We start from the raw sequence: 26,289 nt of genomic DNA, 5'->3' as shown, positions 1-26,289 counted from the left end.
AAATGATTACCTACATCATTATTGGTATTACAATTCTGGCATCGATACTTGCTTTTCAAGATAGGGCAATATTTTCAAAATATTTATTCAATCCGTTTGTTATTAACGAACAAAAGCAAGTATATCGTTTTCTTACACATGCTTTTATTCATGCCGATTGGATGCATCTCATCATGAATATGTTGGTGTTGTATTCTTTTGGACAAACATTAGAAACTGTTTATTTTCCTGCAGTTTTCGAACTTCCTAAAGCTAGTATGTATTATGTGTTTTTGTATCTTTTAGCCATATTGGTTTCGGCACTGCCCAGCTTTGAAAAAAACAAACACAATTCGTACTACAGTTCTGTTGGTGCATCCGGGGCGGTATCGGCAGTTGTTTTTTCGTGCATACTTATTGACCCTACACAAAAAATAATTTTTTTGTTTTTACCTTTTCCTATTCCGGCAGTTGTATTTGGATTGCTATATCTAGTTTATTCTTGGTACATGTCTAAAAAAGGCACTGACAATATAGGGCATGATGCTCATTTTTGGGGAGCCGTTTTTGGCTTTGTATATACACTGCTTTTAAAGCCCTCACTTTTTTTGAGTTTTGTGTACCAAACAAAACAATTGTTCTAGCAACTACTTGCTATGTTTTTCTATACTTCTTTAAAATCAGTATATTCAAACTGCTAAATGGATACATCAGAAAAATACATTTGTTTGAATGGAGAAATTCATGAGAGTGATGCTCCAATACTTTATTCTTCTAACAGAGCATTTAGATATGGAGATTCTGTGTTTGAATCGATGAGATTTACTCAAAAGCAAATTCCTTTTTTTAAAAAACATTGGCAGCGCCTGCAAAAGGCAATGGCTGTTTTGTTTATGCAACCCACTGCTAATTTTACGGAGGAACTAGTGCTTGGTTACATACTTAGATTGATTGAAAAAAACAATATACCAGCTGATGCACGTGTTAGATTAACCGTTTTTAGAAGTGGAGATGGAACATATACACCAACCACCAATACAATTGAGTATTTGATTGAAGTAGATGCATTAGAAGATGATTGTTTTGTGTTAAATCCGAAAGGGCTTTTGGTAGATATTTATAACGATTTAAAAAAATCTAAGAATATACTATCTCCATATAAAATTGGAAGTGCTGCGTTATACGTAATGGCGGGCATTAATAAAATTAAAAACGAGCTAGACGATTCTATTATTATAAATGACAAAGGGAATATTATTGAAGCTACCAGTTCAAATATTTTTGCTGTAAAAAATGGTGTGCTCTATACCCCGCCAATAGAGGAGGGATGTATTAATGGTGTGATGAGAAATGTGATACTGGAAATTGCAAAAGAAAATAGAATTGCTGTTTACGAAATAGGATTGGCATTTAATGTAATGCTAAATGCCGATGAAGTTTTTTTAACAGATGCTGTAAATGGAATACGTTGGATTTCGTCATACAAAGCCAAGCGATACTTTAATACAATGTCAAAGACGTTAGTAGATAAATTAAATGCAGCAGCTATAAAAGCACAAGGTGTATAAATCTACTCTTGCTCACTAAAGTAGTTTTTATTGGCACTTTCTATAGTTTTAAAAATCTCTCCAATGCCAATTTTTTTCTCGGCAGAGGTTTCGATTATAATTGGTAAATCACTCCAAAAGGCAAGCAGAGCGTTCTCTATGTTTTTTCTGTTTTTTATTCTGTCTTGTTGTCCAAGCTTGTCTGTTTTTGTAAGGAGTATAACAATAGGAACTTCTTTTTCTCCTAACCAAAGTAAAAACTCTCTATCTATTTGTTGTAATGGCAATCGGGCATCTATTAATACAAATACGCAACTAATACTTTTTCTTTTCGAAAAAAAATCGGCAAGTAATGTTGTAATTTCTTGTTGTTGCAGTTTTGATGCCTTTGCGTAGCCGTAACCCGGCAAATCCACTAAGTAAAAAGAATTATTTACAATAAAATGATTTATTAATATTGTTTTTCCGGGTTTAGAAGATACAAATGCCAGACTTTTATTATTTGCCATAGCATTTAATAACGATGACTTCCCAACATTCGAACGTCCAATAAACACGTATTCCGGAAAATGTTCCTTTGGGCATTTGTCAACCGAAGGACTGCTCATTACAAACTTTATTTCTTTAACTACCATTTTTAGGATTTTTATAAGATGTAACGTGTCTTTCTTTTTTAGATTCGTAAATGTCGGCAATTGTAACCATTATTCCAGTTTCTTCCACGCCTCCAAAATGATTATTTACACATGTCCCAAAAGTTTTCATGGTGGCAGATAAATTCATATACGCGTTAACTAGTGGAGGGATATTTTCTCCTAGTGCTCTAACTTTTTTATTTAAAATATGATGAGCTTCCTTGTATGGGAGAGGCTTAATGGTATGTATAAATTCCGTTAAGTCATTTTTTATTTGAAGCTCATTTAATGGAATCACTAATCTTTCCTTATCCGGAAAAAATGTTTTCATGAAAGTTAAAATTAAATCTCTTGCTTCAATGTTGAAGTCGGTATACATGGTAACTTTACCGAAAAAATAGTTTATTTCAGGATTGTCAATAACCAAAGCTCCTAAGCCGTCCCATAAATTATCTAGAGAAAATAATCCTTTTCTATTTTCAGCACTTGGTTGAAATTTTGGTTGCACGAATGACCTTCCAAGCTCAATGGTGTAGGGCATGTAGTTTTTTATGAAGTTTTCGGAAAATGTAAATATTTCAGTTGTTGCAAGTTGAATAATATTGTTTTTTATTTCAGCTTCTCCACATTTTATATAGCGATATCCGCCTACAATTTCCTTTTCTTCCGGATTCCATACAATTAGCTGTTGGTAGGGTTTTGCAGATGTGTCAAAATCGTCTAAGTCTAGTTCTTTGCCGGTACCTCCACCAGCCTGTCGGAACGATACTTCTCGTAATCGTCCAATTTCCTTTAATACGTTGGGTGCATTATGGTAGTTAACAATATAAATATCATTATTACCATTATTGGTATGCCTAATAAACCTTTCCTTGCTAAGTTCTGCCTCGAGTAATTTTTTTTCGATAGGTGCAATAATATTTTGCATGATTTATATTCCTATGTTGTTAATTAATTCATTGGTATTGTTGGTATGCAACGCATAAACATGTTTTTTTACAAGCGTTGCCCATTCCTGCTCTGTTTTCGATTCGTCAAAAATTTGGAAAGGAATCGGCTTGCCGAATGTAATTTTTATTTTTTTTCCACGTTGTTTAAATAACTCATCAGGTAAATAAAACTGTTCGATATTAGCCTTAATTCCCATTTTTTTTCTCCAGTAAGCTAAATTGTAAAAAAAACTAGAATTATGTGCGTGAACATAAACAGGAATAACATCCTTTTTATGTTTCCTCGACCAAGTAATAAATGTTTTTTTCCAATCAAGGTCTTGTATTATTTTGTTTTGTTGCCTTCTAGACACTAGTCCTGCAGGACATATTAATAAAAGTTCGTTCGAACTAAAAATGGTGCGTTCTATCTCTTCTAATTTGTCAGGAGAATTTTTAGCATACTTATTTACCGGAATAAAAACGGGAGCTAAGTTTTTTAAAGCCATTAAAACATCGTTTACCAAAAACTTAAAATCCTTTCTAATATTCCCTACAATATCCATCGTTGCTACTGCATCAAGTCCGCCAAGTGGATGATTGCTTGCAAGTATTACACATCCTGTAGTCGGAATGTTTTCCGTGCCTTCGAATTCAACAGAAATACCAATATACTTTATGATTTCATGGACAAATTCATGTCCAAATTTATCTTTATGTTTTTCCATGAATAGATTTACCTCATCTTCATGAATGGTTTTCTTAATGTAGTTTATAACAAACCTAGGAAGTGATTTATATAGTTTTGGATTTTTACTTTTCAGTAACTCTTCTACGTCAACAAATTTTTTTTGCAGTTCCATAAAAATTTAAAATAATGCACTCAAAATAAAAATATTAATTTGATTTTTTTTGAATATGCAGAATATTAACGGAGTATATTAACGTGTCCAACAAAGGAGTGTTTGTTTCCAACAGTATCTTTTAATTTTATTTTCCACACATAGGTATCTATTTGTGCAATAGTCCCTCCTCCATTCGCTTTTCCGTCCCAGCCAATATTTATATCTCTACTTTCAAATAGCAAATTTCCCCAGCGGTCGAAAATTAGCAACTCATACGTGTCAATGTTTATACCCATTCCAATGGGAATAAAGGTGTCGTTTTTATTATCACCATTGGGTGAAAAAGAGTTGGGAATATACATTATATAATCTTCTATTACCTTAATCGTATGTGTTATTGTATCTGGCTTGCAACCGTATTGGTTGCCAACTACGAGCATTACATCGTATGTACCTGGGTCATAAAAACTGAATGTAGGATTCTGAACAATAGAAGTGTCGTCAAGCGCAGTTCCAAAGCTCCAATACCAAGAATTGGCGCCAATTGATAAATCTGTAAATTCAACTGTAGGTGCAGCAATACTTGTTGTTTGGGGGGTTGCTGTAAAGTCAGCTTGAGCTTCAGGATAAATAACAATATAGTTTGTTTCTGTTTTTGAATTTATGCAACCATTAACATCATTCACAATCAGTGTTATCGAATATACTCCGCTGTTTACGTAGCAGTGTGTAGTTGTAGGTGTGGTATCAGAAGTGCTGCCATCGCCAAAATACCAAGTAACGCCACCTGTATTTGGGGTTGTATTTGTAAATAGAACACAATGAGTAGGGCATCCATCGGGATCATTTGCAGTAAAGCTAACAACGGGCAATGGATTTACGGTTATAGTTATGTTGGTGTCTTTTGTCCCACAAGCATTGGATACAGAAAGTGTGTAATTGGTATTGGTGCTTGGAGATACTGTAATTGCAGCGGTGTTAGTACTTCCGGGATTCCATGTAAATGTGTAATTGTTGCCTAGACCGCCACTTGCACTAGCACTTAATGTCGCAGATGTTCCATCGCAAATTGTGGTAGAGGTTGTATTAACTGTAATTGATAGCGGTGTGCTTACATTTACATTTATTGTAGCTGTTGTGCTACAATTATTTGCATCGGTAGCTGTAACGTTATATATAGTTGTGGCAGATGGAGACACAAAAACAGAAGGTCCTGTTTGGTTGTCTGACCATGTAAATGAAATTACTCCAGAACCACCTGTAGCCGAAGCAGTAAGGTTTGCATTATTTCCCTGACAAATTCCATAAGCAGAAGTTGCACTTATGCTTATGGCAACGGGTTGTGTTATAGAGATACTATCTACAACTGTACACAGGTTAGCATCTGTGATAGTTACAATATAGGTTCCTGCACCAATGTTTGTTATTGTATTTGTTGTTTGTGTTAACCCCGTCCATGAAAATGTGTAATTTGTAGTTCCTCCATTTCCAGTAGCAGTAATGCTTCCGTTGGTTCCATTGAAACAAGAAATGCTTCCGTTTTCAACTAAAGATACACTAAGTGCTTGAGAAGGTTCTGTTATTTGAACCGTAGCCGTTGCAGTACAGCCATTGGCATCGTTTACAGTAGCACTATGAATACCTGCAGGTAAGTTATTTCCAATTTGTGTGCTCTGATTATTTGCAGACCACAAGTACGTGTAATTCGCAGTTCCTCCAGATGCATTGATAGTAGCTTGTCCATTGTTGCCGGCAAAACACGACACTTGATTATTGGCTGCAATACTTGCTGTTAAGGCAGTGGCAGGTTCTGTTATAGCAACAGAGTTTGTGTAGGTACATGCATTCGCATCTTCAATTGTAAAATTATAAACTCCTGCAGTATTACCTGTAATGGTTGTTCCTGTTGCCGAAGTTGACCAACTATATTGATATCCCGAGTTGCCACCTGTTCCAATTATTGTGACACTTCCATTAGATCCACCAAAACAAGACACATTTGTTTGAGTCGTAATAGAATGAGATAATGCAGGAGGTTGCGTTATGGTAAATGTATTTGCACTACTACAACCACTTGCGTCAGTTACTGTAACAGTATAATTAGTTGCGGGTAATGAATTTACCGAAGTGCTCGTAGATCCATTTGTCCAAGAATACGTATAAGGAGTGCTACCACCGGAAGCGTTTACTGTAGCTGCACCATCTGTGCCATTAAAACAATTTACATTTTGAGTAACTGTAACTGTACTGCTTACTGTTACTGCAGGTTGAGTAATTGTAACAAACGCATGTATCATACAATTATTAGCATCTGTTACAGAAATTGTATAGGTGTTTGCACTCAAATTATTTACAGTAGTGAGAGTAGAGTTCACCGGATTTAACCAAGAATAGGTATATCCGCCAATTCCACCGGAAGCATTAACCGAAGCAGAACCGTTATTTCCGTTGAAGCAAGAAACATTATTAATAACTGTTGTAGTGGCACTAAGAGCAGTAGCTGGTTGTGTTAGTGTAACTGTAGTAGATGCAGGGCATCCGTTATTGTCTGTTATGTCAACAGTATAGGTTTGTGCGCCTAAACCTGTTGCTGTAGCGGTTGTAATACCTGTGTTTTTCCAAGAGTAAGAATAAGGAGATGAGCCTCCAGAGCCTATTGCAGTAACACTTCCGTTTGCTCCGTTTAAACAGGCAACATGGTTGTTTATGTTTGCGTTGGCCGTTACTACGCTGGAAGGTTGGCCTATGTTTACGGTACTACTTTGTGTACATCCATTCGCATCAGAAATAGTTACCGTATAATTTCCTGCGGCAATAGTTGCAATTGCAGAAGTTGTTGCATTGTTTGACCATAAATACGTGTAGCCACCGGTTCCACCAACTGCATTAGCGGTTGCAATACCATTACTCCCTCCTACACAGCCTACGCTTTGAGTTTGTATCGCACTAGTTGTTAGCGCTTGAGCAGGCTGGGTAATAACCAACGTTTCCGTATCGGAACAATTGTTAGCATCGGTAACCGTTACGGTGTATGTATTTGCTAACAGGCTATTTGCGGTACTTCCGCTAGTTGAATTAGACCAGACGAAAGTGTATGGTCCTGTACCTCCGGAGGCAGCAGCACTTCCACTTCCTGTATTTCCTCCAAAGCAAAGCACATTGCTTGTTAAAGATGTTGTTGCTACTACAGCAAGCGAAGGCTGCGAAACAGCCACAGTGGCTGATGCAGCGCATCCGTTGGAATCGGTAATAGTTACGGTATGAGTACTTGCATTTAGTGTAGTAACAGTTGCGCTTGTTGCAGCATTAGACCAACTGTATGTATATGAGCCGACACCACCGGCAGGTACAGCAGTTGCAGAGCCATTAGATCCGTTAAAACAAGATACATTGCTTACAACATTTGCTGAAGCACTTATTGAAGCTGGCGGCTCTGTAATGCTTATAGTGCCAGTTACAGAGCACCCATTCGCATCTCTAACGGTAGCAGAATAAATTGCAGCCGACAATCCGGTTGCTGATGCAGTATTACTTGCATTGCTCCAAGTAAATGTATATGCCCCTGTACCACCGGAGGCACTTGCTGTTGCAGCTCCATTACTTCCACCTGCACAGGAAACATGATTGTTTACTGTTAGACTTAAAGATAGCGCTGTTGAAGGTTGCGTAATTGTACGCACTTTTGTTGAGCTACAACCATTTCCATCGGTTACTGTAACACTAAAAGTTCCGGCACTTAAATTTGAATGAACATTTAATGTAGATGCTGTAATTGTAGATTGTCCGGTTGACCAAACGTAGGTGTAGCTTCCAACTCCTCCTGAGGCAACCGCTGCAATAGAACCATTGCTTCCATTAAAGCAGCTCACCGTTGCAGATATGTTGGTATTTAAAGTTAAAGGAGGTGGTGCTGTAATTGTAGCGGTCGTTTTTGTTGTACAATTATTCGCATCTTTTATTGTAACTGTATACGTATTTGCACCTAACCCACTTATAGCAGCTGTTGTAGCACCACTTGGCTGCCATGTATATGAGTAAGGTCCTGGGCCAACACCGGGAGTTGCCGTTATAGAGCCATTGGGAAAGCCACTGCATGTAATAGTTGAGGTTGTTAAATTTGCAACGGTTTGAGGATGTACGGTTACAGTAAAAGAGGTAACTGTAGAAGTTAAAGCGGCATCGCTTACACTAACTGTATATACTGTTGTGACTGTAGGGCAAACATTGTAAGGGCCGACTCCTGAGCCAATATTAGGAGACCAGTTGTATGTATAAGGTGGGGAGCCACCTGTAACGGAAGCGGACACCACACTACAAGCTCCAGGACAGATTGGATTAGTAGCTGTAATAGTTGGAATTAGTGGACATGCTGTAACATTAATAATTTGCGATAGTGTATCTGCACATCCATTTAGAATTAGTTTTACCGTGTAATTGCCCGGAATAGTAAAGGTGTGTGTGGGATTTGCCGATACGGATGTGTTGTTTAGCCCAGAAGCAGGATCTCCAAAATTCCAATTATAGCTAGTTATTTTATAGGCACAAGAAGAAGGTGGAGATGTAAATGAATAGTTTAAGCAGTTTGTTGTGTAAGTGTATCTCGGAACAGTATCCTTAAAATAACTAGCTATAAAGCTCGTTAATCCTTGATACAAATTAACGGTAAGCCCTGTAACTCCATTGTCCACATAGTTACAAGCAACACCGGCACTGTTTGGTTGATTAATTACACCTATGTTTTTGGTGTTAACCCTACATACATATATTTTTTTGTCCGGACCCAATTGGAGGGATCCAACATTATCCGCACTCGTGCCGACTATGGTTAAAGTAGGTGTAGTTGCACAAACATCCACTTGAAATATATTTTTGCTAGCGCCTGTGCCTAAACCTGCTGCGTACAAGTATTTTCCGTTCGGAGAAAATTCTACCCCGAAAGCACCTGGTACAGGTATAGTTTGCGCATTGGTAACCGCACCTGTTGCAGGATTAAAATCACACAAATCAACTAATGAGCCTACGTTTTGCTTACCTGCAAGAGCAAGTTTGAAGCCGGTTGGGGAAATTTTTAATTGGCCGGCAGCATAAGGGTTGGTGGCTGTAAATGTAGTGCCTACAGGGCTAATGGTAGGAATTAAGTTAAGTCCGGAGGATGTTAAAAGATAACTTCTGTATTTGTTTGTGTTTGATGATGAAGTTGCTGCTTCGTGGGAAACAACCCAAATGTCTTGACAGTTAGCGTGTTTTACTGCGGCAAGCTTTTGAGTGGTACCCGAATAAACCAATGTGTTTTTAGATGTGGCAACAACATCCCCTAAGCCCCCATTTACTGTTGCAGCCATATCCACCTCAGAATAGTAAAGAGACAGACTCGTGGGTGGGCCTGCAGCTTGATGTATGTAAAATATATAGTAAATAGTATTTGGACCGGGTTTTTTAAGAATTAAAACTTGCTGAGTCAAATTCACACACGTACTTCCGTTGCACCCTAAGAGTCCTGTCCCATTGGGCATTTGGTTGTGACTCTTATCCCAAACGGTTATACCATCGGTATAGAACAATAAATTACCTTGGGCATTACTAATGCTTGCTATATTATCTACTACCTGCGGAGACGGAGGCGCACCATGCTTCCCGTTTGAAATTACAGACGGTGGGAAGCTGGTAAAATCTAGTCCATTTTGCTTTTGTCCAAAATACCAAAAATTAGCTTCCTTTTGGGCATGGAGCAACCCGCTGCCTGATAAGGCAAAAATGACAAAAAGAAAAAAAATAATACCTTTTTTAAGCCTACTATACACGCTCTATAATACAATATTTACAATCCTCTTAAATATACCTGTTTAATCGACAAAAAGCAATACCAAACTTTTGCTAATTCTTTGGTTTTGAAGCCTGTTTTTTTTGCTCTTATGAATTGACTCGCTTTCAACTTTCCCACTTTTTACCTTTTAAATGTGAAAAATGAAAATTCTAGTCTTTTTAAGCGTTTGCAAGTATAAATTAAATACACATCACATTTAATTTCATTCAAAAAAGCTATTAAAAATCAGTTGTTTAAAAAAGTTTTCAACAAAGTGGTATGAAGTGGTAAAATGTGGGAATATTTTTTCTATTTTCGTAAAGTCACTAGAAAATATGGCAAACTTCATTGGAGAATATGTATGTAAAGTAGATGCAAAGGGCAGAGTGGTGCTTCCTGCGGGTTTGAAAAAACAGATTTCTCCAGAAGCGCAAGAAAAGTTTGTGGTAAATCGTGGTTTCGAGAAGCACTTGGTTCTTTATCCGTTTAACGAATGGCAGATAATTAGTGCGGAGGTAAATAAGTTGAATTTGTACGTGAAGAAGAATAGAGACTTTGTACGAAAGTTTATGAATGGAGCAACGGAAGTGGAGTTGGATAACATCAATAGATTTTTGTTGCCAAAAAGATTGACCGAGTACGCGGAAATGAAAAATGAAGTAATTCTTTTTGCCTATGCAAACAGAATTGAAATATGGGCAAAAGAAGAGTACGAAAGAACCATGAAGGATGATACTCAAGATTTTGCATCCTTGGCTGAAGAGGTTATGGGGAATAAGTCTTCAACCGATAAAGAGTTAGAATAATGTATCACATCCCCGTTCTTTTACATGATGTAGTAGATGCGTTGAATTTGCAAAAAGATGGAATTTATGTGGATGCTACCTATGGAGGTGGCGGACATGCAAAAGAAATTTTGACACACTTGGATAAAGGAAAGTTAATTGGATTCGACCAAGATTTAGACGCAACTAAAAATGTGTTAGAGACCAATCAGTTGGTTTTTGTTAGACAGAACTTTAGGTACCTCAAAAATTTTTTAAGGTATCTGAATTTTCTTCCGGTAGATGGCATACTAGCTGATTTAGGGGTTTCTTCCCATCAATTTGATGAGGCTAAAAGAGGCTTTTCCATACGATTTGATGATGTTTTAGATATGCGGATGGATGCGGATAATCCGTTAAGTGCTCAACGAATATTGAATGAGTATGATGAAAATAAGTTGACCAAACTTTTTAGAATGTACGGAGAAGTTGATGGGGCTTATCGAATAGCGAAAATGATTGTTCAAAAAAGAGCTGTTTCGGAAATTCGAACCACAAACGATTTAAAATCGGCCATTTCCAGTGTAATTCCACCACATAAAGAAAATCAATTTTTAGCTAAAATATTTCAAGCACTACGAATCGAAATAAATGATGAAATAAATGCATTAAAAGAATTTTTGATGCAGGCACAGCAGGTATTGAGACCTGGAGGGAGATTGGTGGTAATTTCTTACCATTCTTTAGAAGATAGATTAGTTAAAGACTTTATGCGTTCGGGGAAGTTTGAAGGAGAGGCAGAAAAGGATTTGTATGGGAATGATTTGTCTCCATTTGAGGTAATAACTCGAAAGCCAATAATACCAACAGAAGAAGAAATTAGTAAAAACAACAGAGCTCGGAGCGCCAAGCTTCGTGCTGCAAAAAAAAGATAGTGTATTTTTTACACTAAGTATGGAAAAAGAAGTAACTACACAGAAAAGAACCAAACGCCCTTTATTAGTATCGGGTTTGGTTTCTGTATTCAGTGGTAGTTTTTTAACGAAGGAGAATACATTAAAACAGTTGCCATACGTATTGTTTATTGCACTTATAGCGCTTGGTTACATCACAAACGGATACTATACTGAACAAAAAATAAGAGACTTGAATAAGGTTGCAAATGAAATAAAGGAGTTGAAGTCGGAATACATTACTACAAAATCAGAAGTAGTATCTATTTCAAATCAATCTGAAATAGCAAAAGCGGTAGAGGGAATGGGATTGAAGGAGTCGGTAGTGCCTCCCAAAAAAATTACGATAAAAGACAAAACGATTAATACAATAAACTAGTTGGAAGATAGAAAAGACATACTTTGGAGGATATACCTTATTTATATAAGCATTAGCATATTTGCTATTGCTATTATAACCAAAGTTTGCATCATCCAATTTAAAGAAGGCGAATATTGGAAAGAGAAAGCGCAAAGTCTTACCACTGCCTACAAAAAGATTGATGCCGTGAGAGGAAATATTTTTGATGTAGATGGTAGCATGTTGGCTACATCACTCCCTTACTATGAAGTGGGGATGGATGTGAATACCGATTATCTGAGCGATGAATTATTTAAATCGAAAGTTGATTCACTCGCACTTTGTTTATCCAATTTATTTAAAGACAGAACGTCTAAAGAATACTATCGTTTGCTAGTTGGTGCAAGAAAACAGAAAGACAGATATGTACTATTAAAGAAAGATGTTTCCTATAAAGAATTGCAACAGCTGAAAAAATTTCCTCTATTTAAATTGGGCAGGTATAAAGGCGGTCTGCTTTATGTGCAAACAAATAAGCGTGAGCGGCCATTCAAATATCTTGCAGCAAGAACAATTGGCTACGATAGAATAGATGCAAAACCAATTGGGATAGAAGGTGCATTTAATAATTATTTGCAAGGAATTAGCGGTCAGCGGTTGATGCAAAAAATTGCAGGTGGTGTATGGATGCCTATCAATAATACGAATGAGGTAGAGCCGGAAGACGGTTGTGATATTATTACCACCATAGATATTAATATACAAGATGTAGCAGAGAATGCGCTACATGCCCAATTATTAAAACAAAATGCCGGATATGGATGTGTTGTATTGATGGAGGTAGCTACCGGAGAAATTAGAGCCATTGCAAATCTTACACGCCAAGACAGCGGAAAATACACCGAAAGTTTTAATTACGCTATAGGCGCTGCTACTGAGCCGGGTTCTACATTTAAGCTTGCAACACTTGCAGCTGCAATGGAGGATGGTTATATAGATATAACCGATACCATTGATATTGGAAATGGCTCAGCCAAATTCTATGATCTTGAAATTAAAGATTCGCACCATCCTGAAAAGAGCAGAGTTTCTGTAAAAGAAATTTTCGAGCAAAGCTCAAACGTAGGTGTAGCAAAGATTGCGTTTAAGTACTACGCAAAAAATCCGCAAAAGTTTATCGACAGACTAGGAACAATGGGCTTGACAGCTCCGCTCAAAATTTCGATTCCTGGAGAGGCAATGCCTAGGATTAAGAACACGTCTGATAAAGATTGGTACGGTACTACATTGCCATCCATGTCTCGGGGGTATGAATTGATGCTTACGCCATTGCATATTTTGGCATTCTACAATGCGTTTGCAAATAATGGAATAATGGTTCGTCCGCAATTTGTAAAAGAAATTTTGAAAGAAGGACAATCCATTAAAAAATTTGAAAGAGACATTATAAATCCATCCGTAGCTTCTAAATCTACAATAGAACAAGCACGCAGGATGATGGAAGGCGTGGTTTCAAACGGAACAGCAAAAAATCTAAAAGCAGCGTCTTATCGAATTGCCGGAAAAACAGGAACTGCTCAAATTGCAAAGCGAGAAGGTGGTTATGGAAAAAATAAAACAGGTGGCGTTACATACCAAGCATCTTTTGTAGGTTATTTTCCGGCTGAAAATCCAAAGTATTCTTGCATTGTGGTGGTGAATGCGCCATCTAATAATGTGTATTATGGAAACGTTGTGGCTGGTCCAATCTTTCGCGAAATAGCCGACAAGGTCTATTCCACCAGTTTTGATATTCACCAATCTGTAAATGACAATCAGAAATTTTTAACCATCAATACTCCTTTTACTAAAAGTGGAAACAGAAAAGATATTGATTCTATTTATTCTGTATTGAAGTGTAAAACACGAACAGCTCTTGCACAAGGAGATTGGGTGGCTCCGGTTCTAAGGGATTCTACCATTAAAGAGTTTACATCTAATGTTGTTACAAAAGATTTGAAAAGAGGAGTAATGCCTAATCTAACCGGAATGATGGCGAAAGACGTTGTGTATTTGCTTGAAAATAGAGGGATGCACGTGAGATTAAAGGGTAAGGGTGTAATTGTAAAACAATCAATCGAAATCGGAAAAAAAATTAATAAAGGAATTTTAGTAGAACTAGAACTATCCTAACTAAGTATGAAACTTTTAAAAGACATATTATATAAAGCAGGAATTATAGATGTAGTAGGCTCTACCAATTTAGCCATATCATCTATTTGTTTTGATTCTAGACTTGCAGAACGAGGTAGCTTGTTTATTGCCACAAAAGGTGTAAGTGTTGATGGACATAAATTTATAAATGATACTATACAAAAAGGAGCAATAGCAATAGTTTGCGAAGAATTGCCGGAGCAAATAAACGAAACGGTAACGTACATTAAAGTGAAGGATAGTAGTTTTGCACTTGGCTACATTGCTTCAAATTATTATGATAATCCTTCTCAACAACTAAAGTTAGTAGGCGTTACAGGGACAAACGGAAAAACAACAGTTGCTACTTTGTTGTTTCAATTGTTTAAAGAACTCGGATTTCATGTAGGATTGCTGTCTACTGTCAAGAATCAAATTCACAATGATATAATTCCTTCCACTCACACTACGCCAGATGCAATTGCAATAAACCAATTGTTGCGTAAGATGGTTGAAAAGGGTTGTACACATTGCTTTATGGAAGTTAGCTCGCATGCAACTGCTCAAAATAGAATTGTAGGACTCGAATTTGCAGGAGCTTTATTTACAAATATTACACACGATCACCTTGATTATCATAAAACATTTGACGAGTATATTAAGGCAAAGAAAAAGTTTTTTGATTTGTTGGATAGCAGTGCGTTTGCGCTAGTTAATAAGGACGATTCGCATGCATCTGTTATGCTGCAAAACACAAAGGCAATCAAGAAGTATTTTTCAATTCGAGCGTTGGCCGATTTTAAAGCAAAAGTAATAGAGAATCAGTTTACGGGATTACAATTAAATATTGATGGAACCGAAGTGTGGACAAAGTTAATTGGAAGTTTTAATGCTTCTAATTTACTCTGTGTATATGCTACTGCAATTTTACTTAAGCAAGACAAGGTTAATGTATTAACTACACTAAGTAATTTGAATCCTGTTGATGGAAGGTTTCAGTATGTACGGTCTGAATCAGGTGTGATTGGAATTGTTGATTATGCACATACTCCGGATGCGTTGCAAAATGTGTTGAATACAATAAAAGATATACGAACAGGAAACGAACAGGTTATAACCCTTGTAGGGTGTGGAGGAGATAGGGATGCACAAAAGCGTCCGATTATGGCTGCTATTGCCTGTAAAGGAAGTAATAAGATTATTATAACATCAGATAATCCACGTTCAGAGGAGCCTGAAGCAATTATTGAGGAGATGAAAAAAGGTGTAACCGCAGAGTTTACTAAAAATGTATTAACCATAGTAGATAGAAAAGAAGCCATAAAAACGGCATGTATGCTGGCTAAACCGGGAGATATCATTTTAGTAGCAGGTAAGGGGCATGAAAAATACCAAGAAATAAAAGGAGTAAAGCATCCTTTTGATGACATACAAGTACTAACAGAAAATTTTAAATCACTAACTAAATAATGTTTTATTATTTATTCAAATTTTTAGACCAACACTACGATTTGCCCGGAGCAGGTGTATTTCAGTATATCTCATTTCGCGCAGCGATGGCATTGATTGTATCTCTATTAATATCAATGGTATTGGGTAAGCGCATTATCACATTTTTGCAAAACAAGCAAGTTGGCGAAACCATTCGAGATTTGGGCTTACAAGGGCAAGTTCAGAAGCAAGGTACTCCAACAATGGGAGGATTAATGATTTTGGCTGCCATAGTAATTCCCACATTGCTATTTGCAAAGCTTCATAATATATATATCATCTTAATGTTGGTATCTACTGTGTGGCTTGGTTCTATTGGCTTTTTGGACGATTATATAAAAGTATTTAAAAAAGATAAGAAAGGCTTAGCAGGAAAATTTAAAATTCTAGGTCAGATAGGAATTGGACTTATAGTAGGTGTTGTAATTTTCTTTCACAGGGATGTGGTAATTAAAGAAAAGGTAAAAAGTAGTGGTCAAGGCTCTTACACGATTGATGAGGATTTTACAAAAAAGAAAAACCTGGAAATTCCGGTGTATGCTGAAGAGGCCACTAAATCAATGAAAACAACCATTCCATTTGTAAAAAATAATGAGTTTGACTATGCAAATGTGCTTTCTTTTTTAGGTTCAAATTATAAGAAATGGGCGTGGTTGATTTTTATTCCTATTGTAATATTAATTGTTACTGCGGTATCGAATGGCGCTAATATTACAGATGGAATAGATGGCTTAGCATCCGGAACTTCTGCCATCATTGGTGTAACACTTGGAATTCTGGCATATGTGTCGGGTAATACGGTGTTTGCGGATTATTTGAACATCATGTACATACCTCATACCGGAGAGCTTGTAATATTTATGAGTGCCTTTGTTGGAGCATGCGTTGGCTTTTTATGGTACAACTCTTTTCCTGCGCAAGTATTTATGGGAGATACGGGCAGTTTAGCATTGGGTGGAATCATTGCAGTATTTGCAATCGCCATTCGTAAGGAATTGCTTATCCCCATTTTATGTGGAATTTTTTTAGTGGAAAATTTATCTGTTATGATTCAGGTAAGTTATTTCAAATACACAAAGAATAAGTATGGCGAAGGACGTAGAATATTTAAGATGTCGCCATTGCACCATCATTACCAAAAACTGGGTGTACATGAATCAAAAATAGTAGCACGATTTTTAATTATAGGAGTAATGTTGGCGGTATTAACAATCGTAACCTTAAAACTTCGTTAGAAGTGTATTGACTTAGTGTATTTAATACACTAACATAGATTAATTTATAAAGAACTAATAATAAAGAATGTCAGAAAATAAAAAAATAGTAATTCTTGGAGCCGCTGAAAGTGGTGTGGGTGCAGCTATATTAGCAGCATCTAAAGGATTTTCTGTTTTTGTTTCTGACAAGAATAAAATAAAAGAAAAATATAAGCAGCAGTTGCAAGAAAAAGGAATTGCCTTTGAAGAGGAAATCCATTCAGTAGATAAAATACTAGCTGCTAATGAAATTGTAAAAAGCCCGGGAATTCCTGATAAGGCACCTGTCATTAAAGAGGCCAAAAACAAAGGAATTCCGGTTATATCAGAAATTGAATTTGCGGGACGTTACACAAACGCAAAAAAAATATGTATTACAGGAAGCAATGGTAAAACGACAACAACCATGCTTACCTATCACATTCTTAAAAAAGCCGGATACAATGTTGGTTTGGCAGGAAATGTGGGTAAAAGCTTTGCTCTGCAAGTAGCAGAAAACAACTACGATTACTATGTACTAGAGTTAAGTAGTTTTCAATTAGATGGAATGTATGATTTTAAAGCTGATGTAGCAATCCTTTTAAATATCACACCCGATCATTTAGATAGATATGAATATCAGTTGCAAAATTATGTAAATGCAAAATTTAGAATAACGCAGAATCAAACAAGTGCAGATGCATTTATTTATTGTGCCGATGATCCAATTATTGCAAACGAAATTCAAAAGCGAGAATTGCATTCCACTAACTACCCATTTTCTATAAAGCAGAAAGTAGAAAATGGAGCTTATTTACAAGAGACCCAATTAATCCTAAATACAAACCAAACAACAAACCAATTAAACATGTCAATTCAAGAACTAGCCTTACAAGGCAGACACAATCTTTACAACTCAATGGCAGCAGCTGTTGCATCTAATGTAGTGAATGTTAGAAAAGAAGATATTCGCGAAAGCTTATCTGATTTTCAAAATGTAGAACATCGACTAGAATTTGTAGCAACAGTGCATGGTATTAATTTTATCAACGATTCAAAGGCAACAAACGTAAATTCTGCTTGGTATGCATTAGAAAGTATGCAACAGCCGGTAGTTTGGATTGTTGGAGGAGTTGATAAAGGAAATGACTACGCTGAACTAAAAGAGTTAGTAAAAGAAAAAGTGAAAGCAATCATTTGCTTAGGAACTGATAATAAAAAAATTATCAAAGCATTTTCTTCTATTGTTCCTGTATTGGTTGAAGCTGGAAGTGCAAAAGAGGCTGTGGCTCAAGGTTACAGACTAGGTAAGAAAGGTGATGTAGTTCTTCTTTCTCCAGCATGTGCAAGTTTCGATCTATTTGAAAATTTTGAAGATAGAGGAAGACAATTTAAACAAGCAGTTCGCTCTCTTTAGTTATTACCCTAACACTAAGCAAATGGAACAAAAAAATACCCAACCCAATCAAGTCTCTCAACAAACCACCAATCCATTACTAAAATTACGGCAAAATGTCGTAAATAATGTTGATGAGCACAACATGGAAATGGTAGCCCAGGTAAAAGGTGTTACTTATATAAATGATTCCAAGTCGCTTAGTGTAGATATTACAATAAGTTCGTTAGAATTAATAAGTGCGAAGTCTTTATTGATAATTGGTGGTGCAGATAAAGGAACTGATTACGCTAAACTATTAAAGGAAAATCAACAAAAAATTAAAGCAATTATTTATTTAGGTGTTGAGGAAGAAAATATTGTAAAAAATTACAAAACAGGATCGAAGCTTTTTGTTACTGCGCTCACTGTTGAAGAAGCTGTTAGAGTTGCGTATTGGTATGCCAAAGAAGATGATGTAGTATTGTTTTCTCCGGCATGTCATGCAAAGGCTTTTGAGAGTTATAGAGAACGGGGTGATGAATTTAAAAAGGCTGTGGCTCAGCTAAGAGGCTAATTGCCGCTTTTAACCAAGCGCATTATGCGTTCAAGTTTTAATATTTACTACCAACATGAATCTGTTTTCATACCTAAAAGGAGATAAAGTAATTTGGACAATAGTTTTACTATTATCTATAATTTCTGTGTTGGTTGTTTACAGCTCTATCGTAACGTTAGCGTATAAATACAAATCGGGAGATACAAGCTATTACTTAATAAAACATTCCTTAATTATTGGGATGGGAATTTTCTTAATGTATCTCACACATACAATTAAATACACATACTATTCAAGGTTGTCTCAGTTGGCATTATTTGTTGCCGCACCGCTATTGTTATTTACTCTGCTAAAAGGAGCTAATTTAAATGAAGCTAGTAGATGGCTTGAGGTACCTGGAACGGGATTGACTTTTCAAACATCAGACTTTGCAAAGCTTGCTCTAATTGCATATGTAGCAAGAATGCTAGCACTCAAGCAAAATGAAATCAAAGATTTCAAAAAGACATTTTTACCCATTGTAATTCCTATTGTTGCAATTTGTGGATTAATACTTCCTGCTAATTTTTCTACATCAGCCGTATTATTTACAACCTGTATGGTCCTGCTTTTTATTGGAAGAGTAAGCTTTAAGCATTTGGGAATCCTTCTATTGTCAGCCGTGATGGCATTTTCTATATTCATTCTAATCATTTTTGCTTTCCCCAATATTAATAATCGCGTAGCTACATGGAAAGCCCGTATTGAGAATTTTTCGAAAAACGACAGTGAAGGTAATTATCAAGTAGAACAAGCTAAGATAGCCATTGCTACAGGCGGTGTGGTTGGGAAAGGACCTGGAAAAAGTACGCAACGTAATTTTTTACCGCATCCGTATTCCGATTTTATTTTTGCAATAATTATTGAAGAGTATGGCTTGGGCTTGGCTCTTGTAATTGTTTTGCTCTATCTTATTTTGTTGTATCGAGCAATAAATATAGCGGGCAAATGCCAGAAAACCTTTGGTAGTCTGTTGGCTATAGGTTGTTGTTTTTTATTGGTTTTTCAAGCTATGATAAATATGGCAGTTGCTGTTAATTTATTTCCCGTTACTGGTCAGCCCTTACCATTGGTAAGTATGGGAGGGACCTCCATTTGGTTTACAAGCATTGCATTTGGTATTATACTAAGTATTAGTAGAGATTTAGATCCTGAACCCCCAAAAACAGAAACTCTTGAAACCGCTTAAAGTCATTATTAGTGGAGGAGGTACCGGAGGTCATATATTTCCGGCTGTTGCTATTGCAAATCAATTAAAGTTGGTACATAGCAATGTGGATATTTTATTTGTAGGAGCAGAAGGGCGAATGGAAATGGAGAAAGTGCCTACTGCAGGATATAAAATAATTGGATTGTGGATTAGTGGTTTGCAACGCAAGCTTACGTTAGATAATTTGTCTTTTCCTTTTAAAGTAATTAGCAGTTTGTGGAAAGCACGGAAAATAATTGCTGATTTTAAACCCGATGTAGTTATTGGTACTGGAGGATATGCAAGTGGTCCTATGTTGCGAGCAGCGTCAAAGAAAGGAATTCCTACATTAATTCAAGAGCAAAATTCATACCCTGGAATTACGAATAAAATTTTAGCAAAGACGGTAAATAAAATTTGTGTGGCGTATGAAGATATGGAGCGCTTTTTCCCAAAAGAGAAAATCAAATTAACAGGAAACCCTATAAGGCAAGATATTACAGCAATTGAAGATAAAAAAAAGGAAGGTATTCAATTCTTTAATTTGCAGGAATCAAAAAAAACAATTCTAGTGATAGGTGGTAGTTTAGGTGCTCGTACAATAAATGAAAGCATTGCAAGAGGCCTCTCTGTTATTGAAAAGGAAGGTTTTCAGCTTGTTTGGCAAACAGGAAAAACATTTATAAGTAAGGCAAAAGAAACTATTGCTACGAATGATTCTTCAAATTGTCACGCATTTGATTTTATTGGCAGAATGGATTTGGCTTATGCAGTTGCTGATGTAATCATCTCTAGAGCTGGTGCCAGCAGCATTTCCGAACTATGTGTTGTTGGAAAGCCTATTATTCTAGTTCCATCACCAAATGTAGCAGAAGATCATCAAACAAAGAATGCTAAGACATTGGTAGATAAAAATGCTGCTGTTTTAGTAAAAGATGCAGATGCTTCTACAGTGCTTGTAAATAGGGTCGTTGAGCTTTGTAAGAATGAACAACTGCAAAGTGAGTTAAAAGGAAATATTAGGAAAATGGCGCTTCCTCAAGCAACAAAAATTATTGTAGAGGAGGTTTTACAATTAGTAAATGCCCGATGAATATAGAATTTAAAAATATTGAGTCAGTTTATTTCCTGGGTATTGGAGGGATAGGGATGAGCGCGCTTGCCAGATATTTTAAACGAATGGGGAAGGAAGTTGCCGGATATGATAAAACACAAACACCTTTAACTCAAGAACTAGAAAATGAAGGTGTTTCTATTCATTACATGGAGGACATTCAATTGCTTCCTATGAAATTTCAAGAATTAGCAGATTTAAGCAAACTATTAATCGTTCATACCCCCGCAGTGCCAACCGACCACAGCGAATACGTGTACCTAAAAAATAAGGGAGTTAACATTATCAAAAGAGCAAAAGCGTTAGGGATAATTGCTGAACAATTTAACACGATTGCTGTGGCCGGAACGCATGGGAAAACAACAACCTCGTCAATAGTTACACATTTGATGAAGAGTGCTAACTTGGACTGTGCCGCATTTTTAGGAGGCATTACCAAGAATTACAATACCAATATTTTGTTTCCTAACGAATACGTTACATCTCCATTACAGAAACCGTATATGGTTGTAGAGGCTGATGAATATGATAAATCATTCCTTACTTTATTTCCTCAGATTTCTGTAATTACTTCCATGGATCCCGATCATTTGGATATTTATGGAACGGAGCAGAATATGGTAAATTCATATTTGCAATTTGTTTCGCAAACTAATAAGGACGGGGTAGTTATCGTAAACGAAAAGTTAAAACATTTTTTTACAGATTCTAATCAGAAAGTAATTACGTATGGAATGTCAGGGAAAGCTGATGTTACTCTTGTTAATTCTGCAATTACAGGCATATACCACACGTACTCTGTAAAAACACCTAACGGAGTCATTAAAGATATTACACTTGGAATACCGGGGTTTCATAATGTAGAGAATAGTTTAGTTGCAATTGCAGTTGCGCATCTTTTAAAAATTTCCGAAGCTGATATTCGCAAAGGGTTACAATCATTTAAAGGAGTAAAACGCAGATTTGATGTGCAATTCGAAAGCGAAGAGGTTACTTATATTGACGATTATGCGCATCACCCGGAAGAAATAAATGCGTTTGTCAAATCGGTGAAAAGTATTTTTCCGACTAAACAAATAACCGGAATATTTCAACCGCACTTGTATTCAAGAACTAGAGATTTTGTGGATGGTTTTGCGGAAAGCTTGTCACTACTAGATGAAGTAGTTTTGTTGGATATATATCCTGCGCGCGAGCAGCCTATGGAGGGCGTAACATCAGATTGGCTCCTGAGTAAGATAAATTGTAAAGAGAAAAGTATTGTTTCGAAAAATAATCTAATTGATATATTGAGAATATCAAAGCCTGAAGTGCTTTTAACTATTGGGGCTGGAGATATTGATACCTTGGTAGCACCAATACGAGAGATGTTGGAAAGTAGAAGTGGGTCGTAACGGGATATACAAGAAGAAATAGTAAAGCAGTAAGAAATAAGAGTTTAGAAAAGAAAATTGATGATAAAAAGAATACTTAAAATAACATTCCTTGTAATTCTTATTGTAGGCTTCTTTGTTAGCTTAGGTTTCGTAGATAAGGAGCAAAACAAGTTGAAGTGCAAGGATATTATTGTAAATATAGATAACGAAGATTTGTTTTTTGTCGAATCGCCCGATATTAAAGCATATTTTAAAGATAAAGGAGATTCAATAGTAAATCAGCTTATAAAAACAGTTGATATTGCAAAGCTAGAACATGTATTGCAAGTTCATCCTGCTATAGATGAAGCTCAAGTATACATTGACGGTCGAAATATTTTGCAAGTTCATATAAAACAGCGAAAGCCTGTTGTACGCATATACAATGCCAATGGCGAGAATTATTATTTAGATAACAAAGGGCGTTTAATGCCTATTTCCGAAAAATATGCAGCGCGCGTATTAATTGCAAATGGCTCTATCTATGAACCATACAACAAAAGATACCTTTATTCCGTAGAAGATATTTTGAAAAATGATTTTGCAAAATATTATTCAAAATTGGACGATATTTATGCTATAGCAGAATATTTATCAAAAAATAGTTTTTGGAACTCACAAATTCAACAATTGTTTGTTAATGAAGAAAATGAAATAGAGTTAATTCCTATTGTAGGAAATCATATTATTGTATTTGGAGATGGCAGTGATGTGGAAGAGAAGTTTACAAAACTAAAGCTTTTTTACCTGGAAGGCTTGAATAAAACAGGGTGGTGGAATAATTACGCTGTTATAAATGTTAAGTACAAGGGACAACTGGTTTGCACAAAGAGATACTAATTAGTAAAAGAAAAATACAGAGATATGGAAACATCAGACATAGTAGTTGGACTAGATATTGGTACAACTAAAATAGCCGTAATTGTAGGCCGCAGAAACGAGCATGGCAAAATTGAAATTCTAGGCATTGGAAAGTCTGATTCGTTGGGTGTTTCAAGGGGCGTGGTGTTAAATATTGACCAAACTGTTCAATCTATTCGAACAGCAGTTGCAGAGGCTGAAGCAAAATCTGGAGTTAATATAAAGGTTGTAAATGTTGGTATTGCAGGTCAACACATAAAAAGTTTACAGCACAGAGGTGTTAAAATTCGTCATACAGTAGATGAAGAAATTGGCCAATCTGATATTGATGCGCTGATTGATGATATGTATAAACTAGTGATGTTGCCGGGAGAAGAGATTATACATGTGCTTCCGCAGGAATACATCGTAGATAATGAACAAGGCATTAAGAATCCCATTGGTATGGCGGGAATCAGGCTAGAGGCTAATTTCCACATTATAACAGGTCAAGTAGCTGCTGCAAAAAATATTTATAAATGTGTAAACAAAGCAGGTTTAGAAGTTGCTGATTTAACATTAGAGCCACTTGCATCTGCTGATGCAGTATTGAGTCCCGAAGAAAAAGAGGCCGGTGTTGTATTGGTTGATATTGGCGGTGGTACAACAGATGTTGCAATTTTTCAGGATGGAATAATTAGACATACAGCAGTAATTCCTTTTGGTGGAAATATTATTACAGAAGATATTAAAGAAGGATGTACAATTATTAAGAGTCAAGCAGAATTACTTAAAATTAAATTTGGTTCGGCATTGGCAAGTGAGAATCAAGAGAATGAAATTGTTTCTATTCCTGGCTTGCGTGGTAGACCACATAAAGAAATTTCGTTAAAAAATCTAGCCCATATTATACAAGCGCGAATAGAAGAAACTGTGGAGCATGTATATTATGAAATAAAGAATTCCGGATTTGAGAAAAGATTAATTGCCGGTATTGTTGTTACAGGTGGAGGTTCGCAATTAAAGCACATTACACAATTAATTGAATATATAACAGGTATGGATACCCGTGTTGGATATCCTACAGAGCATTTAGCAAAAGGTGGTGAGAATGTGGGAAGCCCAATGTTTGCAACGGGCGTGGGATTGGTAATGAAAGGCTTGGAAGCATTAGAACGGTCTAAAACTAAGAACACGTTAAACAATCCATTATCAACCACTAATACCGAAGAAAATGCGCCTAGTATTACATCTCATTCGCAAAAGACAAAAGGTAACTTTTTTGAAAAAATATTTGCCAAAGGAAAACAGTGGTTTGATGAGGATGTGGATCAACAAAAGTAAGGAGTTGCAAGGATAGTCCTTAGCCCTCAAACATGCTTTGGATTGCGCCTAGGTAATAGTCTTTCCAGCCTTGTGCGTAGTCTTTTATGTGTTTTTCCGGAATGTTTTCGTGTACTAAATCAACTTGTGTTTGTTTGCCTTTAGGGGTAAGGGTAAACGTAACTTTTGATTCAAACTGTTTTGTATTCCACTGTTGAACCAGTTTTTTGTTTTTTACTACTTCCACATTTTCTCCAAACATATCTCCTCCCCATAATTTGAATTTAGTGCCTGTTTTAGCATCCATAATAGCTTCAGAGCCACTCCACATTTCAATTGTTTTAGCATTAGTAAGTGCATTAAATACTTTAGTTGGAGATGCATTTATTTTGTATGTCTGATGAATAGAATTTTGTTTTGATTTAGCCATTTTATTAAAACTATTTTTTAGTTTACTTGTATTGTAATGCGACTAGAATCAGTGGGTGTTCCTGCTGAGTTTACTGTTAACAGAGTGATGGAACTTGTTGTGGTAGATTTTATTTGTAGTCCAGCATTTTGTGCCAATCCGTTAATTATTGGATTGCTTGGAAGTGTTCCTGTAAACGAAATAGTATAATCTCCGGTTGCATTTTTAGTAATACCAGATACATTCATTCCTCGGTCTATTGCCAATGCTGGTCCCGTTCCAGTTCCGTCAAAAGAAACTTGTAATTTACATGTTGCAGAGTTGTGAGATCCGGAATAATCGTTTAGTACTCCACCATCATTAACAACATTATTAGGGAGTCCATTCGTAATTTCGGAGCCGCTGTAATATCCTCCAATAACGGTAGCTCTTGCGGAGCTATCAGTGCTGCGTATCCCATATAGCATTGATTCACAACGTGGGTGAATAATCATAATATTTGTGGCGTTGCTATTAATTTCAAATCCTGTTTTTACTTTGCCAGGAAATTCGCAGCTGTCATCAATACTTGTAATGTGATTTGGGTAGCCTAAAAAAGAAGAACCATATCGATAGCCAACACCTGGCAGTGCGCTAGGTTGAGACCTATTACGCATGGTAATACTACTATTTGCATCTTCTTGAATATCTACACCTATACCACATAATTGAAAATGGTTTCCTTCTATTAAATTATAAGTTCCGTCTATCCAATTGTTTCCTCCGTTGTTGTGCCCAGCCATTCTAACACACGTGCCCACCCAATTAGAGTTATTGCCATGTATCCAACAATTGCGTACGGTGGAGTATTTTAAACATCTTAAATCTACAATGGGATTTGTAGAACCTCCTAATCCACTCCAAAGTCTAAGCTTTTCTATATGGAAGCGTTGGTAACCAATTGTTTGATAGTTTGGATTGAATAATAAAGAACCGCTTGCCCCATAGTAGCGAATATCCGACAAGTAAATTCCATCTCCAAAAATAAATACATCGTCTCTCTTTACTTGCAGTGGCGAATTTATTTTATAAAATGCGATACTTTGTGGTACATAAACAGGTTTGCCTATATCAATAGCAGCTTGAAATGTAGCTGTGTCATCTGTTGTCCCATCGCCTTTGGCGCCCATATCAATAACATTAACAAATGGGGTATTGCCTCTAACTTGATCTACACTAAATTTTCGACTTTTATGACTGTTTGTATTTGGGTCAAACTGGGTGCCGTATAATAAGTCGGTAGTCTTTACATTTACAGCTGCATTTAATTGTTCTAATTTCTTATCCGGCATAA

21 protein-coding genes are annotated in these 26,289 nt (G+C 36.3%); 15 read left to right on the top strand and 6 right to left on the bottom strand.

Annotation, left to right across the window (positions count from 1 at the left end; all coding sequences use genetic code 11):
• The first annotated feature begins 2 nt into the window (after positions 1-2).
• Positions 3-623: a rhomboid family intramembrane serine protease gene (locus tag J0M08_05160; protein MBN8702429.1), complete on the top strand. Its 621-nt coding sequence runs from the start codon at positions 3-5 to the stop codon at positions 621-623.
• A 57-nt stretch (positions 624-680) separates the two neighbouring features.
• A complete protein-coding gene (locus tag J0M08_05155) occupies positions 681-1,547 on the top strand; it encodes an aminotransferase class IV (protein ID MBN8702428.1) in 867 nt (288 codons plus the stop codon).
• Positions 1,548-1,549: 2 nt separating this feature from the next.
• On the opposite strand, the gene J0M08_05150 is transcribed toward J0M08_05155, so the two are convergent.
• The 4 genes from J0M08_05150 to J0M08_05135 form a co-directional block, all read right to left on the bottom strand.
• The gene (locus tag J0M08_05150) at positions 1,550-2,161 is read right to left on the bottom strand and encodes a YihA family ribosome biogenesis GTP-binding protein (protein MBN8702427.1); all 612 of its coding nucleotides are present in this window, start codon (positions 2,159-2,161) and stop codon (positions 1,550-1,552) included.
• Positions 2,151-3,089 (bottom strand): GNAT family N-acetyltransferase, encoded by a 939-nt coding sequence (locus J0M08_05145; protein ID MBN8702426.1) that lies wholly within the window; start codon positions 3,087-3,089, stop codon positions 2,151-2,153. The genes J0M08_05150 and J0M08_05145 overlap by 11 nt, the downstream gene beginning before the upstream one ends.
• A 3-nt stretch (positions 3,090-3,092) precedes the next feature.
• Positions 3,093-3,953 (bottom strand): glycerol acyltransferase, encoded by an 861-nt coding sequence (locus J0M08_05140; protein ID MBN8702425.1) that lies wholly within the window; start codon positions 3,951-3,953, stop codon positions 3,093-3,095.
• A gap of 65 nt (positions 3,954-4,018) precedes the next feature.
• Positions 4,019-9,736, bottom strand: coding sequence for a gliding motility-associated C-terminal domain-containing protein (locus J0M08_05135; protein ID MBN8702424.1), 5,718 nt, complete (start codon positions 9,734-9,736; stop codon positions 4,019-4,021).
• A gap of 337 nt (positions 9,737-10,073) precedes the next feature.
• Here J0M08_05135 and mraZ point away from each other — a divergent pair, with 337 nt between their 5' ends.
• From mraZ to ftsA, 13 genes are all read left to right on the top strand, one after another.
• Positions 10,074-10,544: a division/cell wall cluster transcriptional repressor MraZ gene (mraZ, locus tag J0M08_05130; GenBank protein MBN8702423.1), complete on the top strand. Its 471-nt coding sequence runs from the start codon at positions 10,074-10,076 to the stop codon at positions 10,542-10,544.
• Positions 10,544-11,437, top strand: a complete 894-nt coding sequence (gene rsmH / locus J0M08_05125; GenBank protein MBN8702422.1) for a 16S rRNA (cytosine(1402)-N(4))-methyltransferase RsmH — start codon at positions 10,544-10,546, stop codon at positions 11,435-11,437. The genes mraZ and rsmH overlap by 1 nt, the downstream gene beginning before the upstream one ends.
• Before the next feature lie 19 nt (positions 11,438-11,456).
• Positions 11,457-11,834 (top strand): hypothetical protein, encoded by a 378-nt coding sequence (locus J0M08_05120; GenBank protein ID MBN8702421.1) that lies wholly within the window; start codon positions 11,457-11,459, stop codon positions 11,832-11,834.
• Positions 11,835-13,967, top strand: coding sequence for a transpeptidase family protein (locus J0M08_05115; GenBank protein ID MBN8702420.1), 2,133 nt, complete (start codon positions 11,835-11,837; stop codon positions 13,965-13,967).
• Between the two features lie 6 nt (positions 13,968-13,973).
• Complete coding sequence (locus tag J0M08_05110) at positions 13,974-15,437, top strand: UDP-N-acetylmuramoyl-L-alanyl-D-glutamate--2,6-diaminopimelate ligase (GenBank protein ID MBN8702419.1); 1,464 nt, start codon at positions 13,974-13,976, stop codon at positions 15,435-15,437.
• Positions 15,437-16,693 (top strand): phospho-N-acetylmuramoyl-pentapeptide-transferase, encoded by a 1,257-nt coding sequence (locus J0M08_05105; GenBank protein ID MBN8702418.1) that lies wholly within the window; start codon positions 15,437-15,439, stop codon positions 16,691-16,693. The genes J0M08_05110 and J0M08_05105 overlap by 1 nt, the downstream gene beginning before the upstream one ends.
• A 67-nt stretch (positions 16,694-16,760) precedes the next feature.
• Positions 16,761-18,110 (top strand): UDP-N-acetylmuramoyl-L-alanine--D-glutamate ligase, encoded by a 1,350-nt coding sequence (gene murD, locus J0M08_05100; protein ID MBN8702417.1) that lies wholly within the window; start codon positions 16,761-16,763, stop codon positions 18,108-18,110.
• 22 nt (positions 18,111-18,132) lie between these two features.
• Positions 18,133-18,645: a hypothetical protein gene (locus tag J0M08_05095; protein MBN8702416.1), complete on the top strand. Its 513-nt coding sequence runs from the start codon at positions 18,133-18,135 to the stop codon at positions 18,643-18,645.
• 55 nt (positions 18,646-18,700) lie between these two features.
• A complete protein-coding gene (locus J0M08_05090; protein ID MBN8702415.1) occupies positions 18,701-19,855 on the top strand; it encodes an FtsW/RodA/SpoVE family cell cycle protein in 1,155 nt (384 codons plus the stop codon).
• Positions 19,842-20,948, top strand: a complete 1,107-nt coding sequence (murG, locus tag J0M08_05085; GenBank protein ID MBN8702414.1) for an undecaprenyldiphospho-muramoylpentapeptide beta-N-acetylglucosaminyltransferase — start codon at positions 19,842-19,844, stop codon at positions 20,946-20,948. Before J0M08_05090 ends, murG begins: the two co-directional genes overlap by 14 nt.
• On the top strand, positions 20,945-22,363 hold the full coding sequence (locus J0M08_05080; protein MBN8702413.1) for a UDP-N-acetylmuramate--L-alanine ligase: 1,419 nt from the start codon (positions 20,945-20,947) through the stop codon (positions 22,361-22,363). The genes murG and J0M08_05080 overlap by 4 nt, the downstream gene beginning before the upstream one ends.
• 60 nt (positions 22,364-22,423) lie before the next feature.
• Positions 22,424-23,224 (top strand): hypothetical protein, encoded by an 801-nt coding sequence (locus J0M08_05075; protein ID MBN8702412.1) that lies wholly within the window; start codon positions 22,424-22,426, stop codon positions 23,222-23,224.
• A 24-nt stretch (positions 23,225-23,248) separates the two neighbouring features.
• Positions 23,249-24,568, top strand: a complete 1,320-nt coding sequence (gene ftsA, locus J0M08_05070) for a cell division protein FtsA (GenBank protein ID MBN8702411.1) — start codon at positions 23,249-23,251, stop codon at positions 24,566-24,568.
• Between the two features lie 19 nt (positions 24,569-24,587).
• Here ftsA and J0M08_05065 read toward each other — a convergent pair whose 3' ends face one another.
• Together J0M08_05065 and J0M08_05060 are read right to left on the bottom strand one after the other, a co-directional pair.
• Positions 24,588-24,977, bottom strand: coding sequence for an SRPBCC domain-containing protein (locus J0M08_05065; protein MBN8702410.1), 390 nt, complete (start codon positions 24,975-24,977; stop codon positions 24,588-24,590).
• Positions 24,978-24,994: 17 nt separating this feature from the next.
• Positions 24,995-26,287: a hypothetical protein gene (locus J0M08_05060; protein ID MBN8702409.1), complete on the bottom strand. Its 1,293-nt coding sequence runs from the start codon at positions 26,285-26,287 to the stop codon at positions 24,995-24,997.
• Positions 26,288-26,289 lie beyond the last annotated feature (2 nt).

Source organism: Bacteroidota bacterium (assembly GCA_017303975.1).
Classification (GTDB): domain Bacteria; phylum Bacteroidota; class Bacteroidia; order JAFLBG01; family JAFLBG01; genus JAFLBG01.
The sequence above is the reverse complement of the archived record's forward strand: the minus strand, read 5'-3'. Positions and strand labels throughout refer to the sequence as shown.